Origin of the sequence: Embleya hyalina (genome assembly GCF_003967355.1) — a bacterium.
In the GTDB taxonomy this organism is placed as follows: Bacteria; Actinomycetota; Actinomycetes; order Streptomycetales; family Streptomycetaceae; genus Embleya; species Embleya hyalina.
Genome location: NZ_BIFH01000041.1, coordinates 101,088 through 114,181, shown reverse-complemented (window position 1 = coordinate 114,181; position 13,094 = coordinate 101,088). Strand labels below are relative to the sequence as shown.

General features: G+C 70.0%; 13 protein-coding genes. 3 read left to right on the top strand and 10 right to left on the bottom strand.

From position 1 onward, the window contains the following. Positions 1-24: 24 nt before the first annotated feature. From EMA17_RS41415 to EMA17_RS41405, 3 genes are all read right to left on the bottom strand, one after another. Entirely contained in the window at positions 25-738 is a 714-nt protein-coding gene (locus EMA17_RS41415) for a GntR family transcriptional regulator (protein ID WP_126642396.1), read from the bottom strand. Positions 739-1,049: 311 nt separating this feature from the next. Next, positions 1,050-1,733, bottom strand: coding sequence for a CoA transferase subunit B (locus EMA17_RS41410; RefSeq protein ID WP_126642395.1), 684 nt, complete (start codon positions 1,731-1,733; stop codon positions 1,050-1,052). 1 nt (position 1,734) lies between these two features. Next, entirely contained in the window at positions 1,735-2,505 is a 771-nt protein-coding gene (locus tag EMA17_RS41405; protein ID WP_126642394.1) for a CoA transferase subunit A, read from the bottom strand. Positions 2,506-2,715: 210 nt separating this feature from the next. On the opposite strand from EMA17_RS41405, the gene EMA17_RS41400 reads away from it, so the two are divergent. Beyond that, positions 2,716-4,602: a helix-turn-helix domain-containing protein gene (locus EMA17_RS41400; protein ID WP_126642393.1), complete on the top strand. Its 1,887-nt coding sequence runs from the start codon at positions 2,716-2,718 to the stop codon at positions 4,600-4,602. Positions 4,603-4,691: 89 nt separating this feature from the next. Here EMA17_RS41400 and EMA17_RS53475 read toward each other — a convergent pair whose 3' ends face one another. The 3 genes from EMA17_RS53475 to EMA17_RS41385 all read right to left on the bottom strand — a co-directional run bounded on the left by EMA17_RS53475 (position 4,692) and on the right by EMA17_RS41385 (position 6,966). Further along, positions 4,692-4,997, bottom strand: a complete 306-nt coding sequence (locus EMA17_RS53475; RefSeq protein WP_126642392.1) for a hypothetical protein — start codon at positions 4,995-4,997, stop codon at positions 4,692-4,694. Positions 4,998-5,386: 389 nt separating this feature from the next. Continuing rightward, positions 5,387-5,767, bottom strand: coding sequence for a hypothetical protein (locus EMA17_RS56185; RefSeq protein ID WP_371863124.1), 381 nt, complete (start codon positions 5,765-5,767; stop codon positions 5,387-5,389). Between the two features lie 548 nt (positions 5,768-6,315). Beyond that, positions 6,316-6,966, bottom strand: a complete 651-nt coding sequence (locus EMA17_RS41385) for a TetR/AcrR family transcriptional regulator (protein WP_126642391.1) — start codon at positions 6,964-6,966, stop codon at positions 6,316-6,318. A gap of 69 nt (positions 6,967-7,035) precedes the next feature. On the opposite strand from EMA17_RS41385, the gene EMA17_RS41380 reads away from it, so the two are divergent. Further along, positions 7,036-8,481 (top strand): MDR family MFS transporter, encoded by a 1,446-nt coding sequence (locus EMA17_RS41380; RefSeq protein WP_126642390.1) that lies wholly within the window; start codon positions 7,036-7,038, stop codon positions 8,479-8,481. 367 nt (positions 8,482-8,848) lie between these two features. Here the strand turns inward: EMA17_RS41380 and EMA17_RS41375 are convergent, their stop codons facing one another. The 4 genes from EMA17_RS41375 to EMA17_RS41360 all read right to left on the bottom strand — a co-directional run bounded on the left by EMA17_RS41375 (position 8,849) and on the right by EMA17_RS41360 (position 11,446). Next, the gene (locus EMA17_RS41375; protein WP_126642389.1) at positions 8,849-9,232 is read right to left on the bottom strand and encodes a hypothetical protein; all 384 of its coding nucleotides are present in this window, start codon (positions 9,230-9,232) and stop codon (positions 8,849-8,851) included. Between the two features lie 90 nt (positions 9,233-9,322). Then, complete coding sequence (locus EMA17_RS41370; RefSeq protein WP_126642388.1) at positions 9,323-9,724, bottom strand: SRPBCC family protein; 402 nt, start codon at positions 9,722-9,724, stop codon at positions 9,323-9,325. A gap of 452 nt (positions 9,725-10,176) precedes the next feature. Next, entirely contained in the window at positions 10,177-10,572 is a 396-nt protein-coding gene (locus EMA17_RS41365; RefSeq protein WP_126642387.1) for a hypothetical protein, read from the bottom strand. Positions 10,573-10,801: 229 nt separating this feature from the next. Beyond that, positions 10,802-11,446, bottom strand: a complete 645-nt coding sequence (locus tag EMA17_RS41360) for a TetR/AcrR family transcriptional regulator (RefSeq protein WP_126642386.1) — start codon at positions 11,444-11,446, stop codon at positions 10,802-10,804. A gap of 128 nt (positions 11,447-11,574) precedes the next feature. Here EMA17_RS41360 and EMA17_RS41355 point away from each other — a divergent pair, with 128 nt between their 5' ends. After that, positions 11,575-13,041: an amidase gene (locus tag EMA17_RS41355; protein ID WP_126642385.1), complete on the top strand. Its 1,467-nt coding sequence runs from the start codon at positions 11,575-11,577 to the stop codon at positions 13,039-13,041. Positions 13,042-13,094 lie beyond the last annotated feature (53 nt).

Below are 13,094 nucleotides of genomic sequence, written 5' to 3'. Positions count from 1 at the left end.
TGGGGGGGAACTCGTCGTCACTCGTCAGGACACCTGGATACTGGCCCCGGTGATGGAATCGCTGGACAGGAGCGCGCCGATGATGTGCTCCTGCGAGGTCCGCGTACGGGCGCTCATGGCCGCGCGGGCGGCGGCGGGGTTGCGCTCGCGGATGGCCTCCAGAACGGCGCGCCGCTGGTGTGCGGCCGTTGCCGAGAACGGCAGCGACTTCAAGGTGATCCGCAGGACGCGTTCCAACTCGTCGAAGGCACGGACGATCGACTGGGCCAGCATGTCGTTGCCGCAGCAGTTGGCGATGATGGCGTCGAACTCGAAATTGGCCCGCAAGAAGTCGTCGACGCCGGCCCTGTCGCCCAACTCGTAGGATGCGCCCAGCAGTTCCTCCAGGCGGGCCAGGCTCGACTCCGGACAACCGTGCTCCGCGGCCAGGCCCGCGGCCTCGGTCTCCAGGAGCTGCCGGAACGCGCACAGGTCCCGGGTGCCCTTCAGGGTCACCGGCAGGATGCGATACCCCGATCGGGGCAGCGCCTGGACCAAGCCGTCGCGCTGGAGACGGGTCAGCGCTTCCCGGACGGGCATGGTGCCCACACTCGCCAGGCGCGAAAGGTCGGTCTTGGTGACGTGTGCGCCGGGTCGCAGCTCGAGCTCGATGATCTGCCGCTTGATCGCCAGGTAAGCGCGCTCCGTGGCATTCGAGTCGGCGTGATCGGTGCTGAGGATGGCCGGCAGATACTTCACCTGCCCATCCTAACGATGATGATCCCAGTTGGTATCAGTCGGATCTCAGCGGGTCTCGCCGGGAGGCACCACCGCGACGTCCTCGTACGGGCCGCGAAGGGCGAACACCGACGGCGGCGCCCGGCCCGGCAGCCCCGCCGCCGCGTACACCCGGTCCACCGGCGGCGCGCCCGGTCACCTCGGCGAGCCGGTGTTCCGGCCACAAGGCCCTTCGCGCGCACCGCCGGCTTCCGAACCGCGCCGTCGCCCTCGCGTGTGCCGGATCGACGGCGTGTCCGGCCGGGAACCCTGCCGTGGTGCCGGCATCGTCGTCAAGGCTCCGGAAGCCATACGTCAGGGAGCGCGTTCGGCCGGATCATGCCGCGGGCGATCGTCAGGGGTGCGTCGGTGCTTGCGACGACCTCGGCTACGGTGACTCCCGGGGCCGTCTCCACCAAAAGCAGGCCGAAGTGGGTCACGTCGACGACGGCGAGGTCGGTGATCACCCGGTGCACCACAGCGCGTCCGGTGAGCGGCAGGGTGCATCGCCGCACAAGTTTGGGTCGCCCGTCGCGCGTGGTGTGCTCCATGACGACGATGACGCGGCGAGCGCCGTGCACGAGGTCCATCGCGCCGCCCATCCCCTTGACCATGTGTCCGGGCACCGTCCAGTTCGCCAAATCCCCCGTCGCCGAGACCTGCATGCCGCCGAGGACCGCGGTATCGATGTGGCCGCCGCGGATCATCGCGAACGACAGCGCCGAGTCGAAGAAGGACGCGCCGGGCAGGGTCGTCACCGTCTCCTTGCCCGCGTTGATCAGGTCGGGGTCGACACGGTCCTCCTCCGGGTATGGGCCGACGCCCAGGATCCCGTTCTCGCTTTGCAGTACGACGTCGACGCCGGGCGGCAGGTGGTCGGGGATGAGCGTCGGCAGCCCGATGCCCAGGTTGACGTAGCTGCCCGGGGCCAACTCGCGTGCCGCTCGGGCGGCCATCTGTTCGCGGGTGCGTGCCATGTCAGTTCCCTGCCTGGGTGGTCGCAAGCGCGGTGGTGCGCTTCTCGATGCGCTTCAGGCCCGGATCGGCGACCACAACCACACGCTGGACGAAGACACCGGGAAGGTGCACGTGATCGGGGTCCAACGCACCCGCAGGGACCAGTTCCTCGACCTCGGCCAGGGTGATACGCCCGGCGACGGCCACCAGCGGATTGAAGTTCCGGGCGGAGGAGTGGAATACGAGGTTGCCATGGGTGTCGCCGACCGCCGCGCGCACCAGCGCGAAGTCCGTCGTGACGGATTCCTCGAGCACATATTCCGCGCCGTCGAAGAGGCGGGTTTCCCGGACCGGCGAGGCGACCTCCACCGTTCCGTCCGCGGAGTACCGCCACGGCAGTCCGCCCTCCGCGACAGCTGTGCCCACCCCCGCAGGCGTGTAGAACGCCGGGATGCCTGCGCCGCCCGCCCGGAGTCGTTCGGCCAGCGTTCCCTGCGGGACGAGTTCCACTTCCAGCTCGCCCTCCAGATACTGGCGCGCGAACTCCTTGTTTTCCCCGACGTAGCTCGACGTCATCCGAGCGATCCGCCGTGCGGCCAGCAGCATGCCCAGACCGCCGTCATCGACGCCGCAGTTGTTCGAGACCACACGCAGTCCCCCCGTTCCGCAAGCCAGTAGTGCGTGGATCAGGTCGTGCGGGATGCCGCACAGTCCGAATCCCCCGACCGCGACGGTCGCGCCGTCGGGGATGTCGGCGACTGCCTCGGCGGCGGATGCCCATGTCTTGTCCATGGTTCGAAGACGGTAGGGCCACGACGCCGATGCGGATATGTATGAGAGAACCACACCCTGTGGCGATGTGATGGGTGAAACCGCCATGCCGGAGCGGCGGACTACTCGGCGTGATCCCGAGGTGCCCTGCAGGGGGCGGGAGCCGAGCGCTTGCGCATGCCGATCGCAGCGGTTGAAGACTCCCGGGGTATTCATGTGCATAATCACCCGATGGACGCTCTTACGGCGACGGCCGCCGTGCGCGGTCTGCTCACCCTCCTGCACGACGAAGCGCCGGCGGCAGAGTTCGAGGCCGTCGTCGACAGTGTCCGCGCCGCCGGCATCAGCCCTGCTCTGCTCACCGAGGTCGACGCCGCATATGCGACCGCGATGCGGCTTCGCGACGCCCTTCGGGAGCACCGCCGCCGCGAAGCCGAACTCGCCGCCCTCAACGACACCATCGGCGACCTGGCCGCGCTGCGGGACGTTGACGCGGTGCTGTCCGCGATCGTGCACCGGGCGCGCTCGCTTCTCGGCTCGGACACCGCGTACTTGTCACTGCAAGACACGGACGCGGGCGACACGTATGTCCGGGTGACCGCGGGCGCCGTGTCACCGCGGTTCCGGCAACTGCGCATGGCGATCGGGGATTGTATCGGAGGCCTGGTCGCCGAACGCGGCACCCCGTTCGTTACTGCCGACTACTTCGCCGACATCGGTTTTCGGCATACCTCTCGTCTTGACGAGGGAGTCGGCGACGAGGGGCTCGTCGCCATGCTCGCGGTGCCACTCGTCGTCGACGACACGGTGATCGGGGTGCTGTGGGCCTCCGACCGTCGTCCGCGAGTGTTCCGTCCGGGTGAAGTGTCACTGTTGACCGCGCTCGCAGCCCACGCGTCCGTCGCCATCGACAACGCGAATCTGCTCGCCGAAACACGGTCCGCGATCGCCGAGCTGGCCGACGCGCATGCCGGAGCCCGGGCACACAGCGCTTCGATCGAACGCGCCGCCGCCGCCCACGACCGGTTCACCGGGCTCGTCCTCGCGGGCGCCGGGGTGGACGACGTCGTCCGAGCGGTGGGGGAACTCGTCGGCGGTGACGCGTCCGTGCTGCTCGGCCCCGACGCCGGAAGCGCCACGGACGCCACCGACCCCGATTTCGCGGCAGCCCGCGTGCAAGCGCTGGCCACCGGGCGCGGGGCCCGGGTCGGCAACGTCGACGTAGTACCGGTTGCGGCCGGCACCGAGTGGTTCGGCGTACTGGTGCGTCGCGGCGAGAGCAACCCGCCCGACTCGACGGCTTCGGACATGCGCACTCTGGAGCGCGCGGCGATGATCGTCGCGCTACTCCTGTTCTTCCGACGCTCGGCGGACGAGGCCGAGCACCGGCTCGCGGGGGAGCTGGTACGCGACATCCTTGCGGCCCCGTCGCGGGACCGGAGGGCGATCGGTGACCGGGCGGCACGATTCGGTGCGGACCTGAACCGGCCGCACGTCGTCGTGGTGGTCCAGGTCCCCGGCGCCGACCGTTCGCGAGTGGCTTCGGCGGCTTGGCACTTGGCCGCGACATCCGGAGGCATGGCGGGCGAGATCGACGGAGGCGTGGTCCTGCTGCTTCCCGAGACGGACCCTTCGGCGAGCGCGCGGCGCGCGGCGACGGAGATCGGCCATGCGCTCGGGCGCCCCGCGACGGCGGGGGCCGCCGGTCCGGCACCGGACCCGGACGCGATTCCCGATCGGTACGCCGAGGCCGGCCGCTGTGTCGCGGCTCTGCGCGCGCTCGGCCGCTCCGGGGAGGGCGCCTCGGCTGACGAACTCGGCTTCCTGGGCGTGCTCTTGGCGGATACGAAGGACATCGCCGGCATCGTCCACGCGACCCTGGGCCCGCTGCTGGACTACGACGCCACACGCGGCGCGGAGTTGACCCGAACTGCCGCGGCGTATTTCGACTCGGGGCGCAGTCTGGCGCGGACGCGCACGGTGCTGCATGTACACATCAACACCGTCACACAACGGCTGGACCGCATCGCCTCCTTGCTCGGCGCGGATTGGCGGGAGCCCGATCGAGAGCTGCAAATCCGACTGGCGCTGCATCTGCGGGGGATGCTGCCGAAGTGATCCGGTGAGGGTTCCTCCCTCGACGCGCGCCACGACGCCGGGCACCGCAGCTCGTCGCACCGGTTAGCCAGTGCCGCGCCCGGCAACGTTCACCCCGCCGCGGTACCTGGTCGCCCCACCGAAACGTCCGAGTACTCCAGTAGCGGGCGTGTGGTAGCCGATCCCGGAGTGTGGGTGCAGGAGGCCACGAATACCTCGATCCACTCGCGGGCGTGCGCGAGCGAGTCGAAGAAGCCCGGAAAGTCACCCTTGTACTGGATGGTCCTGAAGTTCGCCTCGCTGTAGGGGTTGTCGTTGGAGACCCTGGGCCTGGAATGACTCCGGGCGACCCCGAGGTCGATCGGGAGTTGGGAGACCTTCCTCGAGGTCGTCGACGTGCCGCGGTCGGCGTGCACGGTCTCGGGTCTCGGGGACCAGGCCGTTGCGCTCGATGGCGTCCGCGACGAACTCCCTTGCGCGTTCGGCCGATTCGGCCCTTTCGACGGTGTGCCCCACCACGTATCGGCTGAGGATGTCGATGATCACGTAGGCGTGGAACCACACGCCTTTCGCCGGACCCCTCGCTTTGCTGATGTCCCAGGTGAATACCTGCGAGGGGGCGTCGGCGACGGGTTCGGGCACGGTTTTGGCGGGGTGGGTGGCCCGACGGCGGCGTTCGCCGACCTGGCCGGCGGCGCGCAGTACGCGATACATCGTCGAGATCGAGCAGTGGTGGCGGCCGGCGTCCAACTCGCGGGCCCAGATCTGCGCGGGCGGCAGTTTTCCGCGAACTCGCCGGAGTTCGTCAACTCCATGATCGCGGCGCGTTCGTTCGCGCCGAGGCGGGCGCGGAGCGGGGTTTTCGAGGCCTCGGGGCGACCGGGTGGAGGCGGCGGTGGTGGGTCGCGCGGGAACGGCCGATGCCGGGCCGAAGGGGTTGGGGTGGGCCGTGAGCGCGACGGGGGTGGGTGACCACCGCGTTCGACAGGCCGACGCTCGCGTAGCGCAGCGGCAGGGTGGCCGGCACCTCCCAGCGTGTCCGCGCGCACGTGACGGACGCGGCCGCGGCTTCGATGGTCACCGGGATCGTCGCGGGATCACCGACGGTCAGATTGCCCAGCCGTGCCCGGAGCGCCGCCGACCACTCCTGCCGGCCCTCGGCCGAGCGCGAGGAAGATCTGCTCACGCGTCTCGAAGAACCGCGGCATCGTGGACTTGTGCATACCCACGCCCGCGGCGATGTCCGTGAGTGCCACCTCGCGCACGCTCCGTTCGATGCCGAGCGATCCAGCGGCGTCGAGAATCGCCGGCCGGCGCCGCTGCTTCGCGGCGCGGTGGGGCCTGGCGGATTCGCCACGGACCGGGCCGGAGCCTCGATGCGGATTCCCGAAGTCGTGGCGGAAGACGACCCCACAGTCGGCGAGACGGTGTGCGCTTGGCGGTCCCGTGCGCGCCGCAGGCCACCCCGAGCGCGTCGGCGAGATCCTGGTCCGAGTCGTCGGGCATCCGGACCCGCCCTCGTATCCCATCCGCGGGCGGGCGCCGTGCGGATGGCGCAGACGCACCCGGTCGACCCCGTCGACCCTGGCAGGCGACCGGAGTCCGGCAATGGAGCAGTCCCCGGATCGGTTCACGGGCGGCGGTGTCGATCGGGTCGCCGAAGCCGCCGGAGGCCGCCCGGGAACCGGCCCGGCACCACCCTGACGGACCGCCGAGCGCAACGTCACGCCGTTCCTAACGTGTGGCGTACGCCCGGATGAATGCGTGGGCCCCGTCGATCATGCTCTGACGGACCTTGTCCGGGGCGGGGTTGGCGGGGACCGGTTGACGGTTGTAGGCCAACAGGATCGTCAGGGCGAAGAAGTGGTCGGCGGCCAGACGCGGGTTGTCCGTGTCCAGGAGTCCGGCGTCGACGAAGTCGGCGATGCGTTTCGCGAACGCCTCCTCCACCACCACCGTCGCGATGTCGTCCTCGGTCGTCGGCGTCCGCAGGCGCTCCTGGGCGACGAGTGCGAAGCCGGCGGCGTAGTCGGCGGAGCCCACGATCGACGTGCCGAGGTCGATCGCCAACGCGGTGAACGCCTTCTCCAGTTGCGGCACCGTGGTGATCTGCGCGCCCTCGGGGAGGTGCTCGTCGAGCGCCCGGCACGCAGTGGCCATCAGTGACTGGGAGGCGTCCGTGAGGATGGCCAGGAAAAGGCGCCGCTTGTCGCCGAAGTAGTCGTACACGGTGCGCTTGGACACCTCGGCGCCGGCCGCGACGGCATCCATGCTGACGCGGTCCACTCCTTGGCGTACGAACAGATCCCGCGCGGCGGCGAGGATCGCCTTCCGCTTCTCCAGGGACCCCTCGCGCACCGACTTCTCCGTACCAACAGTGCTCATCCGTACCTCCGAAGGTCACCCTACACCGACCGGTGCAGCTACTACACTGCACGGTGTAGTGTGCGCGCTATGACCTCGACAACGACGGCCGAGCAGGCCGCGACGCCGGTGACCGATCGCCGGTTGACCCTCATCAGCCTCGTCCTGGCCCTCGGAGTGTTCACGACGCTTTTGGACACGACGATCGTCAACATCGCCCTGGACCACCTGCAGGGGGTGTTCCATGCCTCGGTCGCCCGGACGCAGTGGGTCGCGACGGGCTATCTGCTGGCGTTCGTAGCGGTGATCCCGGTGAGTGGGTGGCTCTCCGAACGGTTCGGCGTGCGCAACGCGTGGCTGTTCGCCGTGGGCGCCTTCCTCGTCGGCTCGGCCCTGTGCGGCCTCGCGGATTCCCTGCCCCAGCTCATCGCCTTTCGGGTGGTCCAGGGAATCGGCGGTGGCATGGTGATGCCGATCACGCTCACCATCGTCACGCGGACAGCCGGCCCGGAACGTATCCACAAGGCCACAGCCGCGGTCATGCTTCCCGGCCTCCTCGGTCCGATCCTCGGATCGGTGCTCGGCGGCGCCATCCTGCAATCGCTGAGCTGGTACTGGCTGTTCTTGATCAATGTGCCGGTCTGCGTCGCCGCGCTCGTGCTCGGCCGGGTCCTGTTGCCCTCGACCCCCGGACGGCGCGGCCACCGGCTCGACATTCGCGGCTTCCTCCTGCTCACGCCCGGCGTCGTCGCCCTCGCCTACGGCATCGGTGAGATATCCGAAAAGGACGGCTTCGCCGCCGTCGGCGCCTGGCTCCCGCTCGCCGTCGGTGCCGTGCTGCTGGCCGCCTTCACGGTGCACTCGCTGCGCGCCCGTCGTCCCGCTCTCGTCGACGTCCGCATGTTCACGCGGCGCAGCTTCGGCCTGGGAAGCGCCATCACGTTCGCGGGCGGGTTCTCGACCTACGCCCTGTCCTTCCTGCTTCCCCTCTTCTACCTGCAAGTTCGCGGCGAGACGGTGCTGCACACCGGCCTGCTGCTCATCACGCAGGGACTCGGCGTGATGTTCTTCGTCGTGGGCGTGCGCAACGTCGCGGCACGGTTCGACAGCCGCTTCGTCATCGCCGTCGGAGTGGTGCTGACCATGATCGGGACCGTGCCGTTCGCCCTGGCGGACACCCACGGCGGAACGGCGGTGCTACTGGCCGCGCAGTTCGCCCAGGGACTCGGTTTCGCCGCCACCACCTTCCCCGTGATGACCCTCGCCTTCTCGAATCTGAGCCACGACGAGGCTCCCCGAGGCAGTGCGGCGTTCAGCGTCGTACAGCGCGTCGGGGCGCCCTTCGGCGTCGCGGTCGTCGCCGTGATCCTGCAGAACCTGCTCGACGGGGCGACCACGCCGGCGGACAGACTCGCGGCGTTCTCCGGAACGTTCTGGTGGATCTTCGGCCTCAGCGCCATCCCGCTTCTGCTCGCCTTCTTCGTTCCGTCGGAGAAGCGCACCGATCCCGCCGAGCCCACCGACCCGGCGCGATAGACGCGCCGACCCGAAACACGCCGGCCGCGCCCGCAGTGCCCAACGCGTGTACGCCATAGCCCCGGCGAACGCGGCACGCCGTTCCTCGGGGAGGGCGGCGCGGATCCCGACGAGGGTGTTCGGCAGCTTGACGTGCTCGCCGCGCACCACGGTGGTGTACCCCTGGGCCATCGACGCCCTCTTCCATCCCCGCCCGGGTGGCGGGTGGGCGGGGCTACGCCGCCATTGCTCTCGCGCGCACTGCGGGTTCGCCCTCCGGCGTTTGCGCGGCTTGGTACGTCAAGCGCATCCACGCCAGGACGGACGTCGCCAACCGCGCGGAGCCGACCCAGCTGATCCGGGCGTCTGCCCAGGCACCCGCGCCGCGTCAGGACACATGGCGAGGGCACACGTGGGGGGCGACCGGCGGTGCACCGCCGGTCGCCCCCCACGCGGCCTTCGGGTCCGCGAGGTAGACATAGGCGCCGGCGTGATCCTCCTGGGTGGGCGTCACCCCGAGCATGGTGCCCGCGGCGATCCGCTTGTCTCGTCCGCCGACCCTATCCACCGAGGAGGCGCTCGCCCCCGACGCCGCGAGCCCGGAGAAGGCGGTGGCGGTCGTGCCGCCGAGGGCCACGCCGTTGACCCGGACCGAAGGCGCCGGGTCGGCCGACAGATGCTGCACGACGCCGCGCAGCGCCCACTGGGAGCTTCCGTGCAGCACCCCGCCGCCCAGGGGGTGGAACTCCGATTCGGACAGGGTCGGGGTCACGGAGCCCCCGCCGCGTGCAGCGCGGGCCATGCCGTAGGGCGACGGGCGTGGACAGGACGTTCACCCGCCACATCTCCTCGGCCGCGTCGATCAGTGCCTGCACCGACAGGGTGCGCAGCGAGGCGTAGTGTCGAACACGCCGACGCAGCACGTCAGATGGTCGAGTCTCCCGGCGGCGTCGACGGCCCGGGCCCGGGCCTGCGCTGGCACGGGTGGGCTGGTCGCGTCGCCGACGACCGCCCGCAGGGGCCGGCCCGGGTTCTTCTTCGCCGGTGCGCGATAGGCGGCGTTCTTGTATTCCGCCGATGCGTTCTTCGGCACGAGGCACCAGGAGTACATCTGCATGCGCCTGGGGCCGACCGGCTGGTAGAGCCGCATGGTGACGAAGCGGACTCCCGGTTCGCCCGGCACCGGACCGAACGGCTGCATCGGGAAGGTGAGGTTCGGGAAGACCGAGCCGACGGCCGTGTGCGTCTTGGCGAAGACCCCCACCTGCTCGGGCGTCAGAGTCTGCTTCGTCTCCTCGGCCGGTTCGTCGGGGGAACCCGCCGAAGGCCGGGAAGTTCGGGCTGTGGCCCAGGCCGATGTCGTGTCCCTTGCCCGGGACGCTGACGGATCAGCCCTGGCTGTGCGTGGCGTCCGCCGCGCTGGTGGGCCACCAGTCCGTGTCGGCGAGCCGGCGGCCCGTGCACCTCGAGGCCGCCGAAGCCGTGAGTCGCCCAGGGAGTCGCCGAGTTCGGGGGCTTGAGGGTCCGGTGTGCCGAATACCGGCCCCTGGTAGCGGTCGACGCGGACGCGCACCGGACTCCAGTTCTTGCGCTTGAGCCGGCCCGCGTAGCCCTCGTCCATGTACGGGACGCCGATCAGTTTGCCGGAGTTCTTGTACGTCTACCCGTGATGGGAGCATCGGAAGTGAGACGCATTGCCCATCTCGGCCTTGCACATCACGCCGAAAGGTGGGGGCTGGTTGCCCGTGGGCGCCAGAGGGTCGGGCCGGTGGCGCGGAAGATTCCGACACTGCCGATGCAGTCGCCGGCGGAGGCGAGCAGCGGCGCGGTGAGCGTCTGCATGAGGACCGCGCGCTTGCGGTCGCGGCTGAGCATCTGTGCGGACATCTCGCCGGCTTCAGGCGGAGATCTGTAGGGGGCTCCATCGGGCCGCGCCAGGCCGAACCGGTTGGCCCAGTCGGAGCCGGGGACGCCAGGTGGAACGGGACCGACATGGTGTTCGATCCGTGGGTTGGCGTGGACGGTATGTCCGTCGGCCGATGCACAGACGACGCCGACGTCGAGGGCCGCCGGTTGTGCGAGCAGCGGCCGGATCGCCTCTGCTGCCGGCATCGTTCCTCCTTCGGCGGCTCACCGGTGAGCGCCGGCGCCGCCGTCGACCCCCTGCATGCGCTCGGTCGGGGCCGAGGACCCGATGGCGCCCGTCCCGCCCGTGATCAGTGCGTGCTTTCCCGCACGACGATCCATCCGACTCATTCTCCGCACTCATGCCAAGGGCGTGTGGTTGCGGTGGCAGCGGTTCCGGCGACGACGACGGGCCTCCCCGTCGTCTCGGAGGACGTCACACCGCCCTTGCCGTGCCGTCGGTGGATGCCCGGGACTCGCCGAGGGGGGAGCGGTGGTGAGCCAGGATTCCCTCCACGATTCCCAGCAGGCGGTCCCCCGCTTGATCGATGCTTCCGTTGTGGGTGCTGACCTGCGCGCCTTCCAGTACGAAGGTGATCGCGGCCGCAGCCTGCTCCGGATCGCGCAGTCCGGCCTCGGTGCACATGCCGACCAGTCTGTGGGCCTGGTGGGCCTTGTGCTTCTCGATCACTTGCCGTGCGGGATGGGAGCGGTCGGGCAACTCGGCGATGGAGTTGATGAACGGGCAGCCCCGGTGCGAAATCGCCGGCAATCCCTCGGCGATGAAGCGGGCCAGGCCAAGGATCTGGTCCCCGGGGCGGCCGGGGTGCTCGGCCTCGACCCGGTCGAAGGCCGCCTGGTACTCGGCCGCGACGATCCGCAGCCACTCGGCGACCAGCGCGTCCTTGGTTTCGAAGTGCCGGTAGATCGCCATTTTGGTGGTCTCGGCCCGCTCGGCGATCGTCTGGACACCCACCCGCCGGATCCCCTCGCTCTGGAAGAGCTCTTCCGCGGCGTCGAGGATGCGCTCACGAGGCGGCAGTTTGGCCACCCTGCTCGGTCTGCCGACGCTTGCTGCCATGGCTGCTCCGTGACGTCCGGTCCGTTGTGGGACCACTTGATTTCCCCTGTTACGGTACCAGTCGGTGCTGCACGATACCGATGGGTATCGTTCGGGACTCGAAGGTATCGTTCTCGATGGGAGCAACAATGAGAATTTCGGAGTACGTGAGCTTCGACGCGGTCGGGCTCGCGGAGCTGGTGACCGAAGGGGAGGTGACTCCCGCCGAACTGGAAGCAGCCGCACGCGAGGCCGCGCAGGCGGTCGATCCGCGGATCAACGCCATCGTGGAGACATGGCCGACCGACGACGAGCCCGGTCCCGGCAGCGCTGCGTCGGCCGGGGTTCCTTTGGCCGGGGTTCCTTTCCTGATCAAGGACCTGGGCGTCGCCATGGCCGGGAAACGAATGGAGTTGGGCAGCCGTCTCGCGGCCGGCAACGTCTCCGGCGCCGACTCCTCGCTGATGCTGCGCTTGCGTCGCGCGGGGCTCGTGACGTTCGGGCGTACGGCGACACCGGAGATGGGCTACAGCAACACGACGGAGCCGGTGCTGTACGGCACGACCCGCAACCCGTGGGACCTGGCGCGCAGCGCGGGCGGATCCAGCGGAGGCGCCGGCGCGGCTGTCGCCGCCGGCGTGGTCCCGATCGCGCACGCCACCGACGCCGCCGGCTCGATCCGCGTCCCCGCCGCCTACAACGGCCTGTTCGGATTGAAGCCCACCCGTGGCCGGGTCTCCGTGGGGCCCTACTTCGACGAGCTCTTCAACGGCCTGGTCGTGCACGGCAGCGTCAGCCGCACCGTACGCGACAGCGCGACACTGCTCGACCAGATCCGCGGCCCGGAACCGGGTGACCCGTACTTCGCCCAGGAGCCGTCCCGGCCGTACGCGGAGGAAGTCACCCGCCATCCCGGCTCGCTGCGGATCGGCGTACTCACCCAGGCATGGGGTGGGCGCCGCACGATCACGCCGGTGGCCGACGCGCTTTCCCGCACCACGCGCCTGCTCGAGTCTCTCGGCCACCGGGTGGAGGAGGTCGAGGTCGACCTCGGGGTCGACTGGGAGGAGTTCGTCCTGGCCAGCGCCCGGCAGTGGACGGCGAACCTGACGGCCTCGATCGACGAGCTGGCCGCCGCCTTCGACCGCCCCATCGATTCCTCGACCCTGGAGCCGCCCACCCTGGCCGGCTACCACTACGGGCGGCGGGTCACCGGCGCCCAGTTCGTCACCGCTCTCGAAGTCCGCAACCGGATCGCCCGAAGCCTGGCGCGGTACTTCGGCGCCCACGACATATTGCTCACCCCTACCGTGCCGGAGCTTCCCGTGCTCTTGGGCACTCACGCGGCGGACGCGGAGACGCTGGACGGCCTCGGCTGGCTTCGGTACCTCTTGGATCTTTCGCCGTTCACCGTGGCGTTCAATGTGGCGGGCACGCCCGCCATGTCGGTGCCGGTGACGGCCGACGCGGAGACGGGTCTCCCGATCGGTATGCAGTTCGCCGCCGGATACGGGCTCGAAGGTCGCCTCTTCCGCCTTGCCGGACAACTCGAACAGGCAAGCCCCTGGTCGGGCCGGACCCCGACGGTGTGGGCGGGGAACCACACGGGTCACTGAGGAGTGCTTCCGGAGCCGGGAGCCGCCACGCTCTGTTCGACGGTGAGCGTCGA

What these genes read in the sequence shown, in the direction of transcription:
- EMA17_RS41405 (WP_126642394.1), bottom strand. Translation starts at nt 2,505, where the DNA reads ATGGACAAGACATGGGCATCCGCCGCCGAGGCAGTCGCCGACATCCCC.
- EMA17_RS41365 (WP_126642387.1), bottom strand. Translation starts at nt 10,572, where the DNA reads ATGCCGGCAGCAGAGGCGATCCGGCCGCTGCTCGCACAACCGGCGGCC.
- EMA17_RS41380 (WP_126642390.1), top strand. Translation starts at nt 7,036, where the DNA reads ATGACCTCGACAACGACGGCCGAGCAGGCCGCGACGCCGGTGACCGAT.
- EMA17_RS41410 (WP_126642395.1), bottom strand. Translation starts at nt 1,733, where the DNA reads ATGGCACGCACCCGCGAACAGATGGCCGCCCGAGCGGCACGCGAGTTG.
- EMA17_RS41385 (WP_126642391.1), bottom strand. Translation starts at nt 6,966, where the DNA reads ATGAGCACTGTTGGTACGGAGAAGTCGGTGCGCGAGGGGTCCCTGGAG.
- EMA17_RS41400 (WP_126642393.1), top strand. Translation starts at nt 2,716, where the DNA reads ATGGACGCTCTTACGGCGACGGCCGCCGTGCGCGGTCTGCTCACCCTC.
- EMA17_RS41355 (WP_126642385.1), top strand. Translation starts at nt 11,575, where the DNA reads ATGAGAATTTCGGAGTACGTGAGCTTCGACGCGGTCGGGCTCGCGGAG.
- EMA17_RS41360 (WP_126642386.1), bottom strand. Translation starts at nt 11,446, where the DNA reads ATGGCAGCAAGCGTCGGCAGACCGAGCAGGGTGGCCAAACTGCCGCCT.